Consider the following 17,664-nt stretch of genomic DNA (forward strand, 5'->3'; position numbering starts at 1 on the left):
TGGGGGCCAGTTCAATTTTTCAGACGACCTTTTTCTTCTTAACTGTATAAATTTCGAACAAAATAAAAAGCCACTTTAAAGTTGTTTTACCTTTCATGAAAGGTGTATGAAACCGGATATCATAGCTTCAAGATATTAATATTTATCCTGCAATCTACCATCCTGCATGGTCATTACCCTTTCAAACCGTACCGCAAGCTCATCATCGTGAGTAACAACAATCAGGCTCGTATTTAATTCTGTTTTCAGATCCATCATCATGTCCAAAATGTTTTGGGCATTTTTTCTATCTAAATTACCCGTCGGTTCATCAGCCAGAAGGCATTTGGGGCGTGTAACCAAGGCTCTTGCGATAGCGGCGCGCTGTCTTTCACCTCCTGACAGTTCGCTTGGACGATGTAATATCCTTTGTTTCAATCCAACTTTTTCAAGCATATCGGCAGCTTGCGTTTCTGCTTCCGCTTTGTTTTTTTTGCCGATTAAAAGCGGCATCATTACGTTTTCAAGTGCAGAAAATTCAGGTAAGAGATGATGGAATTGGTAAACAAAACCCAGATAATTATTGCGCAATTCTCCCAGTTGTCTCTGAGACATATCGCTTATGTCTTGATTCATCAAGGTAATTTTCCCCTCTGATGGTTTATCCAAGCCGCCTAAAATATGTAAAAGGGTTGATTTACCGCTACCTGACGAACCGATAATACTGATACCTTCTCCTTCTTTTACTTCAAGATTCAGGTTTCTCAATACTTGTACATTTAATGAGCCGTCCCGGTAACTTTTTCCGATATTTGTGCATTTCAATACTATATTGTTATTCATATCGTAAGGCCTCCGCCGGTTGTGTTTTGGCTGCACGCCAACTTGGATAAAGTGTGGCAAGGAATGCCAATCCTAAAGAAATACAGGAAATAACCGCCACATCCCGCATATTGACGTCGCTGGGCAAATAGTCGATAAAATAGATTTGTGAGTTGATAAGGTGGACGCCGAAAATTTTTTCAAAGAATGCAACGATTTTTCCGACGTTCCAACCCAGTAATACGCCGCATACCACGCCGATAAGCGTTCCAAAAAAGCCTGCAAAAGCCCCTTGCACCATGAAAATTTTCATAACTCCTGATGGAGCAAGACCCAATGTGCGCAAAATGGCAATATCGGCTTGTTTCTCCGTTACCGCCATCACTAAGGACGATACCAAATTGAAGGCTGCAACGGCGATAATCAACGTCAGGATGATGAACATCATGCGTTTTTCCAACTCTACTGCTTCAAAGTAGCTGCGGTTATTGAATGTCCAGTCTCTAACCCAAATTGAATCTTTTTTGGAAGGCGGGATTAAATTTGCAGTAAACGAGGGAGCATTTTGCGGGTCAGCCAGTTTCAGGCGCAGCCCGCCAAAATTTTCACCCAATCTATACAATACTTGGGCATCTTGGATATGCGTCATCGCCAGGGAATTGTCTACTTCATATACGCCTGTTTTGACTAAGCCTACGACGTTGAACTGTTTCAGACGAGGTACGACGCCTGCGGGGGTAACATTGCCCTCAGGGGTGATAACGGTAACTTTTCCTCCGACTTCCGCGCCTAAAGCTTGAGCCAGGCCTTCTCCTAAAATAATATCGAAGTTACCGGGTTTCAGACTGTCGAAACTACCCGCAGGCATATCTTTTCCATAATCTACAACATTCTTTTCTTCGGATGGTAAGATACCGCGGATTTGAACCCCTCTAACTTCCCCCGCATTGGCAAGTAAGGCTTGATCGGATATGTAAGGCGCGCTTGCCAATACTTCTTTTTTATCTTTGACGATTTCACGAAGATTTTGCCATCCTAACCCATTGCCATTATCGTAATAACCGATTTCAGCATGAGGGGCGACATTCAGTAACTGCCCCCTGATTTCCTTTTGAAAACCGTTCATTACAGACAGTACGGTAATCAGCGCGGTAACGCCTAATGCAATACCGATAATTGAAATCATGGTGATAAACGACATGAATCCATTGCGTTTTTTCGCCCTGAGATAGCGAAGTCCGATCCATGTTTCCAAAGAAACCATCCGAATGCTCCAGTGTATGTTGAAAATCGGATATTGTACCGTAAAATACCGCCCTAGTCCGAGTCATTCCGATAAGCCGACATCCGTATGTAAATGCCGACGGTCAAATTGCCAAGTACCGTAAATTTCGCCCTGAGGCTTGCATAATCCGTCATATGGCCTTATTCTGAGCAAACGGTACACACTACCGATATTAAAAAAGGAAACAACCTCATGAAAATCAGTAAAATTTTGGTTTTGCCCATCATTGCTGCCGGCTTGGCTTTGAGTGCCAATTCATACGCAAAAGAAATCAAAATTAGTTCAAATAACACATCTTACTCTGATGCAGACGTCCAAAAACTGGCTGCGACTGCAGTCGGGATGGGTGTTAAAGAGCCTGTCAGCCTGAATGCGGGTAGCGGGATTGTTACCGTATCCGGCAACAGCGCGACAACCTGTACATTTAAAGTCGGCAGCGGTTCGTCTCCGCAAATTCAAGGTGTAAGCTGTAAATAATTTATCCGATTGATTTCGTTACATCATTTTTTCATAACAAAGGTCGTCTGAACATTTTCAGACGACCTTTGTCATTGTTAGCGTTGATTGCCCTACTCTTCCATCGAATCGGTTTTCAACATACGCCGTTCATATACTGCCTGTGCCAAAGTACCAGCATCGACGTATTCAAGCTCTCCTCCTAAAGGAATGCCTCGCGCAAGGCGGCTGACTTTATAGGGCAAAGGTTTGAATAGTTCTGCCAACACATAGGCCGTCGCATCACCTTCGGCGGTAAAGTTGGTTGCAATAATGATTTCTTCAACTTTGCTGTTTTGTAGGCGTGCAACCAGTTTGTCTAAAGAAATATGAGAAATATCCATACCTTGTGTAGGACTGACCTGTCCCATTAAAACGAAATAAAGTCCGTCATGGCAATTGGCGGTTTCCATATTGGAAACATCGGCAGGCATATGTACTATCATCAGCCTGCAGGGATCACGGTTGGCATCCGAACAAATCTCACATAAATCACTTTCGCAAAAATTGTTGCACATCCGGCAATGCTGAACCTGCAACAAAGCGTATTGCAAAGCCTCAACCAAATTTTGGGCTTCCTGCCGTTTATGCTGCAAAAGTTGATGTGCCATCCTTTGTGCAGACTTGGGACCGACATTGGGCAGAACTTTCAAAGCGTTAATCAGGCGTGTCAACGCATCGGGTGATTTACTCATTTTTTCAGACGACCTTTGAGGGATTTGTAAACGAAACGGTCGGGAATATCCGACCGTTTGCTTAAAATGTGCCGTTTTATTCGGCAGAATTATCCAGTTTTTGCGAACCCAGAACCTGCTCAATCTGCTTACTCAGATATTGCAGCAACCGGCTGAATATATTGGCAGATTGGTTTTGTACCAAAGCCTGTTTGGCAGCGGGAATTTGTGCAGAAACATTTTCCGGTGCAGCAATGCTTTGAACTTCCATAATAACCGGTGAAGGCAGCCCTTCCAACAAAGCAAAAGCCGGTTTGCCATTCGCAGGGCGGGCTTTGATCAATTCGTTGTAGGCTTCGGGCGGCATGGATTTTCGAGCGTCCTGTGCTGACAACTGCTCAACGGGCGACCATTGTAAATCTACGTTCTTTCCTGCTTTCAAGTCCGCCAAAGTTTCTTGCGCTTTCTTCTCGGCAAGTTTTACCGATTCGCTACGGACATAGGAAGCCTGAACTTTATCTCTCGCTTCGGTAAATCCGGCTGTTTTTTCTTCACGGACTTCTTTGGCGCGAACGACCCAAAAGGTATTGTTGTAAATATTGATAATGTCTGAATTGTGTTTTTTCTTCAAGACATCTTCGCTGAATGCCGCGCTAGTCAACGCATCGGGCATACCTGCCGCTTTGGCATCGGCCTGCGTCAGCCATTGATCGGAAGTTTCGATTTTCAAACCTAGTTTTTTCGCCGCCTCATCTAAGGAATTCGGATGATTAAACGCTTCTTCAGCGAGTTTTTCTTTGGCGGCATTAAAATCGGCGGAGGCTTTTTTAAGTTTCAAAGCAGCCTCAATGCGTGCTTTTTCTTTATCGAACTCAGGCTTGGGGGCATTTTGTGGCAATGCGGCAACTTCTTCGTCGAATGCTTTTTTGACTTCATCCGCACTGACGCTTTGTTTCTCCGCCAAATGAGCTGCATTAAGGGCAACGTATTCAAGCTTCACGGCTTGGGGAATCAGATAATCTTTTTTATGCGATTCATAATAACGTTGCAAAGTGGCATCATCCGTTTTGATTTGTGCCGCAAATGTTTCCGGTCTGAATGTAAATGAACGGATGGTACGGTTTGACTGAGTCAGCTTAATCAGCTGCTCTGCCTGAGAATCGCTGATAATTGCCCCGTTTTGAACCAAGTTAATCAAATTTTGCAAGGCAAACTGCTCGCGCAAATCATCAATAAATTGGTCTTCGGACATACGGCGTTGGCTCAGATATTGCGTAAACAATGCCTGACTGAATTTACCGTTGGCATCATGAAATGCCGGATCATCGACAATAGCCTGCTTAACCTGATCCATAGACACATCTATGCCCATCATCTTTGCGCCCTCTTTCAGGTAGGCACGCTGAACCAGCCCGCTAAATATGGCTTCGCGGCTTTGCCCGCCGCCTGCGGCCTGATCCGCCTGTACGGCATTATTCAAGGTGTGATCGCTTATTTTTTCGCCACCGACCTTGACGATATAGTCGGAGCCGGAGTTTCTCGCAGTTTCGACACCAAAGCCGACAAAGGTCAGCGCGATCAGACCCAGTAGGATTTGGGCGGGAGTTTTATATTTTTCAACGGTATGGAACATATTGGTTTGAGGGCGTAATGGTTAATGGCAAACGCGCATTGTAGCGTTTTTTCAAGGATTCCGCATCTTTCAGACGACGTTTTATTCCGAAAAAATCTTCTGATAGTTTTCGACAGAAAATCCGACGTAAACCCTGCCCTCTTTACGCAAAACCGGACGTTTGATCAAACTTGGATTTTTCGCCATCAGTCGGACCGCCCCGTCCGGACTATTTTCGGCAGCTTGACGGTCGGCATCGTCAAGTTTGCGCCATGTCGTACCACGTTTGTTGAGCAGGATTTCTAAAGAAACCTGTTCCAGCCATTGGCGGATAACTGCCTCGCTCGGGGCGTTTTTCTTAAAATCGGAAAATTCGTACACAATATTATTTTCAGCCAACCAGTTGCGTGCCTTTTTAACAGTGTCGCAATTTGTGATTCCATATAATTCGATCATGCTGTTTCTTTCTTGTTGATGCTTGGTAAGCTCTCATTTTACTACATTCCCCAAGTGAAATAAGCTAGAATACCTGTCCGCAATCCCTTAATCGGGAAACAGGTTATAGAAGGATTCCCTATGCAAAGCCGTTTACCTTTTTTCAGCGTCATCCGTGTCGGCGGAGAAGATCGCGCTTCATTTCTCCATGGCCAACTATCCAATGATATTAATCACTTAACTGTAAATCATTCCTGCTACGCGACTTACAACACACCTAAGGGACGTGTTTTGGCGAATATGGTTGTATTAAACAGAGGGGAAGATTTATTGCTGGTTATGGCAGCGGATTTGGCTGAATCGATTGTGAAACGGCTGCGTATGTTCGTATTGCGCGCCAAAGTTGAATTTACCCCCCTACCCGATTTTGCCGTTGCAGGCATGCTCGATGAAAGCTGCCATGCTACCCCGCCCGACTCACCCAGCCTTTCTTTCGAGGCATCGCTGGAAAACGGTGTATATACCATTCCCCTGCCCCATAAAGGTCGTCTGAAAATCGGTGAGGCGGCGCAGCTGCCCGAATATGATGCCCAAGCCGAAAATGCGTGGAATCTGCACGAAATCCTCAGCGGCTATCCATGGATTTCTGCTGCGACCAAAGAAACCGCCGTTGCGCAAATGCTCAACCAACACATCATCGGCGGCGTACATTTCAAAAAAGGCTGCTATCCCGGTCAGGAAATTATTGCGCGCGCCCAATATCGAGGCCAAGTAAAACGCGGGCTGGCGGTATTGAGCGGAGATTCATTGGAAGCAGCAGGTGTAGGCGTGGTTTCCGAAGGTGCGGAAGCCGGACAAATCATCAACACTGCGCTAACTGAAAATGGCAGCTTAAGCCTTGCCGTCATCAAGTTTGCCGCAGCGCAATCCCCTCTTACGGATGCAGACGGCAACGTATTGAAACAGGAAAAGCTTTTCTTTTCCGTTTCTGAAGAATAGCCTGTCCAACATAACATGGTCGTCTGAAATCTTTCGGAATAAGGTTTCAGACGACCTTTTGTCTCCTCCTTACATCCCGTTTCGACGGCTGTTATAGTGGATTAAATTTAAATCAGGACAAGGCGACGAAGCCGCAGACATACAGATAGTACGGCAAGGCGAGGCAACGCCGTACTGGTTTAAAGTTAATCCACTATATATAATTCTTCCTCACACACTCCCCTACTCTTTCCCCATGAAACTCAACCCCCAACAGCAAGCCGCCGTCAAATACCTCGGCGGGCCTCTGCTCGTGCTCGCCGGCGCCGGCAGCGGCAAAACCGGCGTGATTACGCAAAAAATCAAGCATTTGATTGTCAATGTCGGCTATCTGCCGCATACCGTCGCCGCGATTACCTTCACCAACAAAGCCGCCACGGAAATGCAGGAGCGTGTCGCCAAAATGCTGCCCAAGTCGCAAACGCGCGGGCTGACGATTTGCACGTTCCACTCTTTGGGCATGAAGATTCTGCGCGAAGAGGCTAACCATATCGGTTACAAAAAAAACTTTTCCATCCTTGATTCCACCGACAGCGCGAAAATCATCGGCGAACTTTTGGGCGGTACGGGAAAAGAAGCCTTATTCAAAGCGCAGCACCAAATTTCCCTGTGGAAAAACGATTTGAAAACGCCCGAAGACGTACTTCAGACGACCTCCAACGCATGGGAAGAACAAATCGCGCGCGCGTATGCGAGCTATCAGGAAACCTTGCAAAGCTATCAGGCGGTGGACTTCGACGACTTAATTCGCCTGCCTGCCGTACTGTTGCAGCAAAACAGTGAAGTGCGCAACAAATGGCAGCGGCGGCTGCGTTATCTGTTGGTTGACGAATGTCAGGACACCAACACCTGCCAATTCACCCTGATGAAACTCTTGACCGGCGCGGAAGGCATGTTTACCGCCGTCGGCGACGACGACCAGTCCATCTACGCATGGCGCGGCGCAAACATGGAAAACCTGCGTAAAATGCAGGAAGACTATCCGCAGATGAAAGTTATCAAACTGGAGCAGAACTACCGCTCCACCGCGCGGATTCTCAAAATCGCCAATAAAGTTATTGAAAACAACCCCAAGCTGTTCACCAAAAAACTTTGGTCGCAGTTCGGCGAAGGCGAAATCGTCAAAGTCGTTGCCTGCCAAAACGAGCAACACGAAGCCGACTGGGTTGTCAGCCAAATCGTCAAGCAGAAGCTGGTCGGCGGCGACAAAACCCAATACGCCGATTTCGCCGTGTTATACCGCGGCAACCATCAGGCGCGGATTTTTGAAGAAGCCTTGCGCAGCGCGCGCGTTCCCTACCAACTCTCCGGCGGACAAAGCTTTTTCGACAAAGCCGAAATCAAAGACGTTTTGTCCTACTTGCGCCTGCTTACCAATCCCAACGACGATCCCGCTTTCCTGCGCGCCGTTACCACGCCCAAACGCGGCATCGGTGATGTAACGCTGGGTAAACTCAATACCTACGCGCACGAACACGAATGCAGCCTGTATGAAGCCGCGCAAACCAGAGAAGCCCTCGCGTTACTGAACAACACCAACCGCCAACACCTGCAAGCCTTTATGGATATGTTCGGCAGCTACCGCGCCAAAGCCGAAACCAGTGAAGCGGGCGAACTCATCAACAGCCTGCTCAAAGAAATCGACTACGAAAACCACCTGCTTGCCAGCGAAGAGGGTAAAGCCGGCGAAATCAAATGGCGCAACGTCAGCGACCTGACAGGCTGGCTAGAGCGCAAAGGCGAGCAAGACGGCAAAAACATCATCGAACTCGCCCAAACCGTTGCCCTAATGACGCTCTTGGAAGGCAAAAACGAAGAAGAAGTCGATGCCATCAAACTCTCGACCCTGCACGCCTCCAAAGGCTTGGAATACCCCTACGTCTTCCTTGTCGGCTGCGAAGAGGGCATCCTGCCGCACAACGACAGCATCGAAGAAGACAACGTCGAAGAAGAACGCCGCCTGATGTACGTCGGTATCACCCGCGCCAAACGCCAGCTAACGCTGACCCACTGCGTCAAACGCAAAAAACAAGGCACATGGCAGTTCCCCGAACCCAGCCGCTTCATAGACGAAATGCCGCAGGAAGACATCAAGATTTTAGGACGCAAAGGCGGCGAGCCGATTGTGAGCAAGGAAGAGGGCAGAAGTCATCTGGCAGGGATGTTGGATATGTTGGCGGCAAAAGGGAAGGGCTGAAACAAAAAATGGACAAGTAAAAGGTCGTCTGAAACTAGATCCGGTTTCAGACGACCTTTGCAATATTCCTATCTTAGAACTTTACGCCTTTGTGCAGCGCCACGATACCCGCGCTCATATTATGATAATCCACACTGTCGAACCCCGCGTCCAGCATCATCTGTTTCAAAGTTTCTTGATCGGGATGCATACGGATGGATTCGGCGAGATATTGATAGCTGTCGGCATCTTTCGCAATCAGTTTGCCCATGACCGGTAGCAGCTTGAAGGAATACAGGTCGTACACCCCTTCCAGTGGTTTGTAGACTTTGGAAAACTCCAATACCAGCAGCGTGCCGCCCGGTTTCAACACGCGGTACATCTCTTTCAGCGCGGCATCTTTGTGCGTCATGTTGCGCAGACCGAAGGCGACAGAAACCAGATTGAAATAGTTATCGGGGAATGGCAGCTTTTCCGCATCAGCCAGCGACACGGGCAGAATCAGGCCTTCGTTGAGCAGTCGGTCGCGTCCGACGGTCAGCATCGAAGAATTGATATCGGTCAGCCAAACTTCGCCCTCTTTACCCACGCGTTTGGCCCAGCCGCGAGACAAATCGCCCGTACCGCCGGCAATATCCAATACTTTGTCTCCTTTTTTCAAGCGTGCGGTATTAATGGTGAAATGCTTCCAAACACGGTGCAGGCCGCCGGACATCACATCGTTCATAATGTCATAGTTTTTCGCTACCGAATGGAATACTTCGGCTACTTTGCCTGCTTTTTCGTTCTCATCTACGGTACTGAAACCAAAATGGGTTTTGTGGTTGCTCATGTTGCCTGCCTTTTGAAATTTAAAATTAAAATAATATGAATTCAGATATTGAATACGTCGAAGAAATCGCCAATCATTTTCGACGCAGGAAATATATTTTTCGCCTGTCCCATCTTAAAAACGAGCGGCTGTTGAAACAGGTAACGTTGTGTATAGCCCGCTCCGGTACCTAAAAATTTCAGTTCCATCTTTTCAGACGACCTTTTCGTCAATGTCTTCCGCCACAACCTCCGCTGCCACAGATATGGCCGGATTTCGATTCGGTATTCAAATCGTCAGGAGAAGGGATACGGGACGCACCAGCCAGCTCCATACGGCGCAGGTAGTCCGTCCAAAGTGCGTCGTGATCGTGTGCCAGTTTGTGCAGATAGGCCCAGTCGTACAGGCCGCTGTTGTGGCCGTCTGAAAAAGTGATTTTCAAGGCATAATTACCGACCGGCTCCAAATCAGTAACGGTAACGCTTGCCTTTCCGGTTTGTAAAACCTCCTGCCCTACGCCGTGTCCGCGCACTTCCGCACTGGGCGAATAAACACGCAAAAACTCTGCGGAAAGTGGTTTTTCATCGGCATCGTAACGCAGCGTCAGCAATGCTCGGTCTTTCGACAGACGGATTTCCGTCGGAATAAGGTTGTTTTCGTTCACAGTCATACTCCGGATTTTTTACGCAGCCACGCAACTCTGATGGAAAAAACGCCCCCGGCCGCAGCAAACAGCAAAATTGAATAAAGGGACAGGCGTATCAGATTTATCCTCATCTGTCCGTTTAAGCCCAAAGGCAACATCATCAGTCCTGCAAATATTAAAAACGCCGAAACCATTAAAGCGATAGAAATGAAGGCATAGCGGGTATTGGCATTGATTTTGTGATGACGGCTCATGGCTGCGCAAGGGTTGCTGAACTTGAAGTCGGGTCATTCTATCAGTTTTGCAGGCTAATTTCGATAAAAGGTCGTCTGAAACGAAAACGCCTGTTTCAGACGACCTTTTGGCTTTTGCTTTATCTGGCTTACTCGATAAACAGGACAACTGCTTTTTCTGTTTCTTCATTCGGCATTAGGCGCACGGCTGTGCCGGTTTTTCCTTTGAGGCGCACGAGGAAGCCACCGGGTTTGCGTTCCAAAACCTCAAGCTTTGCATCACCCCGCGGACGGAATGTGATTTTCTCGCATTCTCGAAGGCACCAGTGGTTTTTCCAATGGATGAAATAAATGTTATCCGGTTTGACGGCAAGCTTTTCTCCGCCCTTGAGGACAAAATAAGGATAATCGGGCTTTTTGGTTTTGAATGTCCATTCTGCTTTCTGTTTCTTACCGTTTTGACTGTATTCGAATACGGCGTGGTAGGCAGTGTCGTATTCGAGCGGCGATAGCGGGAAAAGCGCGAATTGTTTGTCGGTCAACTGTCCGTTTGGGTCTGTGTATTTATCCAAAATTTTGGTTTTGTCGATTTCGTTTTTGCCTTGATAAAGTTTGAACGACAGCATCTTGACTTCTCCCCCGTCGTCTGAAAATGCAATGCTGACGGGATTTCCGGTAAATTCATAACCGGGCATGGGATCGGGATGTTCTCCGTAAAAATCCGGCGCGGCAAAATTTCCCTTCGGATAAGCGATATACGCTAATTTTGTTTGATTTTTAATTTCGTCGGCGTAAACGATAGAGCCATTGAAACAAGAATTTTTATAGAAACGGCGACCTGCTTCCGGATAAGATCGCCCTAACGAACACCAATGATTGAATTCCCGGTTGCCCTGATTGAAGACGACGGCGGTTTTTCCGTTGCCATGCTCAACAGCTACTCCCGCTTCGTCAATATTTTGATCAAGCAAAGAAAAACGGTGGTAAATGGCTGTCATCAGGGCATCGGTTTGCTCGTGCAGGACAAGTGTGTTTTTAAATCCATCCTGATGGCGGTACTCGCCCGTGCTTATGTTTTCATGAACCCCATCGAAATAATAGCCGGCCTTGCGGGCGCGGTCAGAGGGCTTGTACCCTGTGTAAAATTGATTGTTTCGATGTTTTTCGTCATGGCTGTCTTCAGGATTGATCAGCAGATATTTGGCGTGCCTTCGGGCTGACCGTTCCAATACCGGGGAATTCGACAGAGAATTCAAACCGGCAGCGGCACGCAAAAAATTAAGGTAACCCAAACCGCTTAAAGATTCTACGGACGAACGGTCTTGACCGGCTTGAGGGTAGATAAGGTTGTCTGAAAAGAAATAGCGATTTTGCTGGTAATAAAACAGACCAAGCGCGCCTGCTAATATTACCAGCCAGATGAAGATGTATTTCATATTGTCATTTTATAGAGTGAAATGAGTTTAACGTAATGATGAAAGAACTTGGCGAATCATACAGCATAATATCCGTAAACGTCGTCTGAAAAGCGCTGGTCAAGTGAAATAAATGTATTTTTATTACAGTAAAATATTGTTAAGCGAATCTGCCTGATTTATAATTCCTACCATATTAAAAGATGAAGTTTTTGTATTTTATAGGCAAATGACTTCATCCTCTTTTTTGTCTGTTGAAAATATTGAATATTTGCTCCATCGGTATTGGTGTGACTAGCCTGAAGCTGATATTTGCTTTATATCCTCAAATTACGGAGTTTTCATGTCCACAATGTTTTTTATCCAGTTCGCCATCGTACTGGTGTGTATCTTAATCGGCGCGCAGGTCGGCGGTATCGGCTTGGGCGTACTCGGCGGTATCGGGCTGGCAGTTTTGGCCTTCGGTTTCCATCTTGAGCCGACCAGTCCGCCGATTGACGTGATGCTGATGATTATGGCGGTCGTTTCCGCTGCCGCATCGATGCAGGCAAGCGGCGGCTTGGACTACATGATTAAAATCGCCACCCGCGTTTTACACCGCAATCCGAAATACATCACCTTCATCGCGCCTATGGTGACTTATCTGTTTACCGTACTGGCAGGCACGGGACACGTCGCTTATTCGGTATTGCCCGTCATTGCCGAAGTCAGCCGCCGCAACGGCATCCGTCCTTCCCGCCCGTTGACGATGGCGGTCATCGCGTCGCAATTCGCCATTGTTGCCAGCCCGATTGCGGCCGCGGTCGTCGCCTGCGTGACTTACCTTGAGCCGCAGCACATCACGATGGCCGATGTGCTGAAAGTGACTGTTCCTTCAACTATTTTAGGTATCGGCCTTGCCTGTATATTCGTCAACAAGCTCGGTAAAGAATTGAAAGATGACCCGCATTATCAGGCGTTGCTGAGAGACCCGGAATATATAGAAGCCAACGAAAAAGATTCGACTGAAGTTTCCAACGCGCCCGTCAGCAAAGAGGCGAAACTTTCGGTCGGGATTTTCCTTGCCGCTGCATTGCTGGTAGTGGTCATGGGTGCCGTACCGGAGTTGCGCCCGACCTTCCAAACGGAAGAAGGCCCGAAACTGATGGGCATGGCGCACGCCATCGAAATCGTCATGCTTTCTGCTGCCGCGCTAATTATCCTGCTGTGTAAACCGGATGGTAACGCGATTACCAAAGGCTCGGTGTTCCATGCGGGGATGCGTGCCGTTATCGCCGTATTCGGCGTGGCATGGCTGGGCGACACGCTGATGCACGGTCATCTGGCCGAAGTCAAAGAAACCGTATCGCATCTGGTCGAAACCGCACCGTGGACTTTTGCGTTTGCCCTGTTCGTTTTGTCCGTCTTGGTCAACAGCCAAGGGGCAACCGTCGCAACGCTGTTTCCCATCGGTATTTCGCTGGGCATTCCCGCTCCGATTATCATCGGTACGTTTGTCGCGGTGAACGGCTATTTCTTCATTCCGAACTACGGCCCGATTATCGCGGCGATTGATTTTGACAGCACGGGTTCGACCAAAATCGGCAGATTCATTTTCAACCACAGCTTCATGATTCCCGGCCTCTTGAGCATGGCGTTTAGCTTGGCATTCGGTTTGCTGCTGGCGAATTACTTCTTTTAAGGTCGTCTGAAAAAAGGTCGTCTGAAAACACAAAATAGGTTTTCAGACGACCTTTGCATTAGGATTATCCGCTATAATATCACCGCATAACAAAACCCGTCTTTTACGACCCTATTCCCACGGAGCGTACAAAAATGTACCACTACAAATCCGAAGCCACCCAGTTTCTCGACAAACTTATCGAAGACAATCCGCAACTGGAAACGCAACGCCTCGAAAACCGCCACCTGCTTTGGGATGTCGAATTAAATCCGCAAGAGCAGGCAGAGTTTGAGGCTGCCAAAGTCGCTAAAAAACCCTATACATACTATCAAGACTGATCGTGCCGAAATGACCGTCCGCACATCCAACACACCTGCCGGACTACAGGACTACCTCAATACCATCGGACAGGCGGAGCATCCCGTCCTTGCCGCATTGCGCGAGCGCATGCTTTCCCACCGATTGGGCAATATGGCTATCGCCCGCGAACAAGCCACCCTACTTTCTTGGTTGGCGCAGCTTATCCGTGTCGAAAAATATTTGGAAATCGGCGTGTTTACAGGATACAGCAGCACCGCCGTCGCGCTTGCATTGCCCGAGCATGGCAAAGTTACCGCCTGCGACATCAACGTAACATTTACCGACATAGCGCGCGAAACTTGGCGGGCGGCAGGAGTGGAACACAAAATTTCGCTGTACCTGCAACCCGCCCTTTTGACTTTGGACGACCTGATAGCGCAAGGCGAAGCGGAAAGTTACGACCTGGCCCTGATAGATGCGGATAAGCCCCCTACCCCGCAATATTTCGAACGTTGCCTGAAGCTTGTGCGTAAGGGCGGCATTATCGCCATCGACAATGTTTTGCTGAACGGCCGGGTCTTGCATGAGGGCGACGAACACTCCCCGCCCAGCTTGAAAATACTGCAAACATTCAACCGCAGCCTGCCCGAAGATGAACGTATCGTTCCCATTACCCTACCCGTCGGCGACGGATTGACCCTTCTATTGAAAAAATAAACCGATGAAAACAAACCTGCTTATCCGACTGCTTCCCATTGCCTTTACCGCCGCCTGTACTTCCGTTTCATCCCCGACTTCAGACGACACTTTTTCGCTGCCGGATATTCCCGATAGCCCGCAGAAAGTATCCATCCCCTATCCCAAGCTCGACGAACAGACACAAATCGACCATTTGGGCGTACAGGTTGCACGCATCGAGCGGGAAATGGAGGCGGTAAACCTTCGTTTGCAGCAAATCGAGCAGCAAAACAAAATCCACTCCCGTCCTGCTAAGAAAACCGTGTCTCAACGCTTGGACGACCAGAAGCTCAAAAAACATTATCTGGAGAACGGCGGTACCGCGCCGACCGAAACAGATTCGCTTACCCTAAACGAAACCCGTCTTTACGAGCGTGCATCCAAATACTACCGCAGCGGGAATTATCGGGCGGCGGCAGCCATTCTGAAGGAAGCCGACGGCGGTAACGGCAGCGATATTGCGCGCCGCAATATGTATCTGCTGCTGCAAAGCCAACAGCGCATAGGCAATTGCGAATCTGTCATCGAAATCGGCGGCCGCTACGCCAACCGCTTCCGCAACAGCCCGCAAGCCCCCGACGCGCTTTTCAGCATCGGACAATGCCAATACAAACTGCAACAGAAAGACATCGCCCGCAACACATGGCGCAAGCTAATACAGAGCTATCCCGGTAGCGAAGCCGCCAAACGCGCCGCTATCAGTATCAAGCAACGATAACTTTTCAGACGACCTCCCCCTATTCGAAGGTCGTCTGAAATCATTCATTGAATAATGTTTTATACAATTAGGAGTAAATATGGCCAAAATCGGCATCATCATGGGTAGCAACAGCGACTGGCCCGTCATGCAGCAGGCAGCGCAGTTTCTCAAAGAGTTCGGCGTCGAATACGAAGCCCGCGTCGTGTCCGCACACCGCACCCCCGATTTAATGTTCGAATACGCTGAAACCGCCCGCGAACGCGGCATCAAAGCCATCATCGCCGGTGCGGGCGGCGCGGCACACCTGCCCGGCATGGTTGCCGCCAAAACCACCGTCCCCGTATTGGGCGTTCCCGTACCCAGCAAATACCTGCGAGGCGAAGACTCCCTGCTCTCCATCGTGCAAATGCCCAAAGGCGTTCCCGTTGCCACTTTTGCCATCGGCGAAGCAGGAGCCGCCAACGCCGCCCTGTTCGCTATCTCGCTGCTTGCCAACGAAGATCTCAAGCTGGCGCAAAAACTTACCGATTTCCGCGCCAAGCAGGAGCAAACCGTTTTAGACATGGAACTGCCCGAAGCCTGATATAAAAAAGGTCGTCTGAAAACGGATTTTCGTTTTTCAGACGACCTTTTTGCCTGATTTCAAAGAAACCTTCAAAATCGTTTAAAATCCATACCCTTTCATCTTTCTCAATCTGCCTTATGAACATCTTATCCGTAGAAAACGCTTCCTTTGCCGTCGGCCATGTCGCCCTGCTCGACAAAACTTCCTTCCAACTCGACAGCGGCGAAAAAATCGGCTTAATCGGCCGCAACGGCGCGGGTAAGTCTTCGTTTCTGAAAATCCTCGCCGGCGTGCAGAAACTCGACGACGGGCAGATTATCGTTCAAAACAACCTCAAAATCGTTTATGTGCCGCAGGAATCGTTTTTTGATAAGGAAGCCACCGTATTCGACACCGTCGCCGAAGGCTTGGGCGAAATCCGCGACCTACTGCGCCGTTACTACCGCGTCAGCCATGATTTGGAACACAATTCAGACGACGTTTTATTGAAAGAACTCAACGAATTGCAGCTTGAAATCGAAGCGAAGGACGGTTGGAAGCTGGATGCGGCGGTGAAGCAGACTTTGGGCGAACTCGGTTTGCCGGAAAATGAAAAAATCGGCAACCTCTCCGGCGGGCAGAAAAAGCGCGTTGCCTTGGCGCAGGCTTGGGTGCAGAAGCCCGACGTATTGCTGCTGGACGAACCGACCAACCACTTGGACATCGACGCGATTATCTGGCTGGAAAACCTGCTCAAAGCGTTTGAAGGCAGCCTGGTTGTGATTACCCACGACCGCCGTTTTCTGGACAACATCGCCACGCGCATTGTCGAACTCGACCGCGGCATTCTGCGCTCCTATCCCGGCTCGTTCTCCAAATACAGCGAGAAAAAAGCGCAGGAATTGGCGGTTGAAGCGGAACACAACCGCCTCTTCGACAAATTCCATGCGCAGGAAGAAGCGTGGATACGCAAAGGCATCGAAGCGCGCCGTACCCGTAATGAAGGCCGCGTGCGCCGTTTGGAAGAACTGCGCCGCCAGCGCGCCGAACGCCGCAACGTGCAGGGACAGGTCAACTTCAAACTCGACAGCGGCGAGAAAAGCGGCAAAATCATTGCCGAACTGGAACATGCCTCGTTTGCATACGGCGACAAAGTCATCATGGACAAATTCTCCTCCATCTTGCAGCGCGGCGACAAAATCGGCTTAATCGGCCCCAACGGCATCGGCAAAACCACCTTTCTCAAGCTGATTCTGGGCGAATTGCAGCCGACCTACGGCAGAATCCGCATCGGCAGCAAGCAGGAAGTCGCCTATTTCGACCAATTCCGCAGCGCGCTGAACGAAAACGACACCGTGTTTTACACGCTCGGCCAAGGCAACGATTACGTCGAAGTCGGCGGCAAGAAAAAACACGTCATGAGCTATCTGGAAGATTTCCTGTTCCCCCCTGCCCGCGCGCAAAGCCCCGTCTCATCGCTCTCCGGCGGCGAACGCAACCGCCTCCTGCTGGCAAAACTCTTCACCCGCTCTGCCAATATCCTAGTCTTGGACGAACCGACCAACGATTTGGACATCGACACCCAAGAGCTGCTCGAAGACTTGCTGCGCGATTACCAAGGCACGGTATTTCTCGTCTCGCACGACCGTATGTTCCTCGACAATGTCATTACCCAAAGCATTGTTTTCGAAGGACAAGGCCGTCTGAAAGAATACATCGGCGGTTATCAGGACTACATTGACGCAAAATCACGCGAAGAGAAAATTCAGACGACCTCCGCGCCGAAAACAACCGCAGAACCGGAAAAAGTCAAACCCAAAGCCAACCGCACGGTCAAACTTTCCTACAAAGAACAGCGCGAACTCGACGCCCTGCCCGACGAAATCGCCACCTTGGAAACCGAACAGGCGGAAATCAACGCGCAACTTTCCGATCCTGAAATTTTCAAAGATTACGAAAAAGCCGGCGCATTGCAAAACCGTGCCGAAGAAATCGAAACACTGCTCTTGGAAAAATTGGAACGCTGGGAGCTTCTGGAGGCTAAGCAGAACGGTGAGGCAATCTGAGACCTTTGCAAAATTCCTTTTCCCCCGACAAC

General features: G+C 48.9%; 18 protein-coding genes and 1 pseudogene. 10 read left to right on the top strand and 9 right to left on the bottom strand.

The window, feature by feature from the left end; translation table 11 throughout:
* Nucleotides 1-135: 135 nt before the first annotated feature.
* Together lolD and HMPREF2954_RS03395 are read right to left on the bottom strand one after the other, a co-directional pair.
* The gene (gene lolD, locus HMPREF2954_RS03390; protein ID WP_045072818.1) at nt 136-822 is read right to left on the bottom strand and encodes a lipoprotein-releasing ABC transporter ATP-binding protein LolD; all 687 of its coding nucleotides are present in this window, start codon (nt 820-822) and stop codon (nt 136-138) included.
* Nucleotides 815-2,065, bottom strand: coding sequence for a lipoprotein-releasing ABC transporter permease subunit (locus tag HMPREF2954_RS03395; RefSeq protein ID WP_045072819.1), 1,251 nt, complete (start codon nt 2,063-2,065; stop codon nt 815-817). The genes lolD and HMPREF2954_RS03395 overlap by 8 nt, the downstream gene beginning before the upstream one ends.
* A 213-nt stretch (nt 2,066-2,278) precedes the next feature.
* Between HMPREF2954_RS03395 and HMPREF2954_RS03400 the strand changes: the two genes are divergently transcribed.
* A complete protein-coding gene (locus tag HMPREF2954_RS03400; RefSeq protein WP_016687900.1) occupies nt 2,279-2,563 on the top strand; it encodes a hypothetical protein in 285 nt (94 codons plus the stop codon).
* Nucleotides 2,564-2,655: 92 nt separating this feature from the next.
* Here HMPREF2954_RS03400 and recR read toward each other — a convergent pair whose 3' ends face one another.
* The 3 genes from recR to HMPREF2954_RS03415 all read right to left on the bottom strand — a co-directional run bounded on the left by recR (nt 2,656) and on the right by HMPREF2954_RS03415 (nt 5,323).
* Nucleotides 2,656-3,276 (bottom strand): recombination mediator RecR, encoded by a 621-nt coding sequence (gene recR, locus HMPREF2954_RS03405; protein ID WP_045072820.1) that lies wholly within the window; start codon nt 3,274-3,276, stop codon nt 2,656-2,658.
* A gap of 76 nt (nt 3,277-3,352) precedes the next feature.
* Entirely contained in the window at nt 3,353-4,888 is a 1,536-nt protein-coding gene (locus tag HMPREF2954_RS03410) for a SurA N-terminal domain-containing protein (RefSeq protein ID WP_045072821.1), read from the bottom strand.
* Between the two features lie 81 nt (nt 4,889-4,969).
* On the bottom strand, nt 4,970-5,323 hold the full coding sequence (locus HMPREF2954_RS03415; protein WP_045072822.1) for an ArsC family reductase: 354 nt from the start codon (nt 5,321-5,323) through the stop codon (nt 4,970-4,972).
* Nucleotides 5,324-5,443: 120 nt separating this feature from the next.
* On the opposite strand from HMPREF2954_RS03415, the gene ygfZ reads away from it, so the two are divergent.
* The 3 genes and pseudogenes from ygfZ to rep all read left to right on the top strand — a co-directional run bounded on the left by ygfZ (nt 5,444) and on the right by rep (nt 8,537).
* Nucleotides 5,444-6,301, top strand: a complete 858-nt coding sequence (gene ygfZ, locus HMPREF2954_RS03420) for a CAF17-like 4Fe-4S cluster assembly/insertion protein YgfZ (protein ID WP_045072823.1) — start codon at nt 5,444-5,446, stop codon at nt 6,299-6,301.
* A gap of 92 nt (nt 6,302-6,393) precedes the next feature.
* Nucleotides 6,394-6,506 (top strand): annotated as a pseudogene (locus HMPREF2954_RS12870) (IS5/IS1182 family transposase); the annotation flags it as partial.
* A 30-nt stretch (nt 6,507-6,536) separates the two neighbouring features.
* Complete coding sequence (gene rep, locus HMPREF2954_RS03425; protein WP_045072824.1) at nt 6,537-8,537, top strand: DNA helicase Rep; 2,001 nt, start codon at nt 6,537-6,539, stop codon at nt 8,535-8,537.
* A gap of 73 nt (nt 8,538-8,610) precedes the next feature.
* Here rep and ubiE read toward each other — a convergent pair whose 3' ends face one another.
* From ubiE to HMPREF2954_RS03450, 4 genes are all read right to left on the bottom strand, one after another.
* Nucleotides 8,611-9,348, bottom strand: a complete 738-nt coding sequence (ubiE, locus tag HMPREF2954_RS03430; RefSeq protein ID WP_045072825.1) for a bifunctional demethylmenaquinone methyltransferase/2-methoxy-6-polyprenyl-1,4-benzoquinol methylase UbiE — start codon at nt 9,346-9,348, stop codon at nt 8,611-8,613.
* Nucleotides 9,349-9,556: 208 nt separating this feature from the next.
* Nucleotides 9,557-9,997: a gamma-butyrobetaine hydroxylase family protein gene (locus HMPREF2954_RS03440; protein ID WP_045072827.1), complete on the bottom strand. Its 441-nt coding sequence runs from the start codon at nt 9,995-9,997 to the stop codon at nt 9,557-9,559.
* The gene (locus HMPREF2954_RS03445; protein ID WP_039856046.1) at nt 9,994-10,227 is read right to left on the bottom strand and encodes a hypothetical protein; all 234 of its coding nucleotides are present in this window, start codon (nt 10,225-10,227) and stop codon (nt 9,994-9,996) included. Before HMPREF2954_RS03445 ends, HMPREF2954_RS03440 begins: the two co-directional genes overlap by 4 nt.
* Nucleotides 10,228-10,355: 128 nt before the next feature.
* Nucleotides 10,356-11,642 carry a CAP domain-containing protein gene (locus tag HMPREF2954_RS03450; protein WP_045072829.1) on the bottom strand — a complete coding sequence of 429 codons (1,287 nt, stop codon included), beginning with the start codon at nt 11,640-11,642 and terminating at the stop codon, nt 10,356-10,358.
* 331 nt (nt 11,643-11,973) lie between these two features.
* Between HMPREF2954_RS03450 and HMPREF2954_RS03455 the strand changes: the two genes are divergently transcribed.
* From HMPREF2954_RS03455 to HMPREF2954_RS03480, 6 genes are all read left to right on the top strand, one after another.
* A complete protein-coding gene (locus HMPREF2954_RS03455; protein ID WP_045072834.1) occupies nt 11,974-13,302 on the top strand; it encodes an anaerobic C4-dicarboxylate transporter family protein in 1,329 nt (442 codons plus the stop codon).
* Nucleotides 13,303-13,436: 134 nt separating this feature from the next.
* On the top strand, nt 13,437-13,622 hold the full coding sequence (locus tag HMPREF2954_RS03460) for a DUF3460 family protein (RefSeq protein ID WP_003743254.1): 186 nt from the start codon (nt 13,437-13,439) through the stop codon (nt 13,620-13,622).
* Nucleotides 13,623-13,632: 10 nt separating this feature from the next.
* Nucleotides 13,633-14,301 (top strand): class I SAM-dependent methyltransferase, encoded by a 669-nt coding sequence (locus tag HMPREF2954_RS03465; RefSeq protein ID WP_045072830.1) that lies wholly within the window; start codon nt 13,633-13,635, stop codon nt 14,299-14,301.
* A 4-nt stretch (nt 14,302-14,305) separates the two neighbouring features.
* Nucleotides 14,306-15,040, top strand: a complete 735-nt coding sequence (locus HMPREF2954_RS03470; protein ID WP_045072831.1) for a tetratricopeptide repeat protein — start codon at nt 14,306-14,308, stop codon at nt 15,038-15,040.
* Nucleotides 15,041-15,119: 79 nt separating this feature from the next.
* Nucleotides 15,120-15,605: a 5-(carboxyamino)imidazole ribonucleotide mutase gene (purE, locus tag HMPREF2954_RS03475; RefSeq protein WP_045072832.1), complete on the top strand. Its 486-nt coding sequence runs from the start codon at nt 15,120-15,122 to the stop codon at nt 15,603-15,605.
* A 119-nt stretch (nt 15,606-15,724) separates the two neighbouring features.
* Nucleotides 15,725-17,632: an ATP-binding cassette domain-containing protein gene (locus tag HMPREF2954_RS03480; protein ID WP_045072833.1), complete on the top strand. Its 1,908-nt coding sequence runs from the start codon at nt 15,725-15,727 to the stop codon at nt 17,630-17,632.
* Nucleotides 17,633-17,664 lie beyond the last annotated feature (32 nt).

The sequence above is a fragment of the Neisseria sp. HMSC067H09 genome (genome assembly GCF_001814135.1).
Lineage (GTDB): Bacteria > Pseudomonadota > Gammaproteobacteria > Burkholderiales > Neisseriaceae > Neisseria.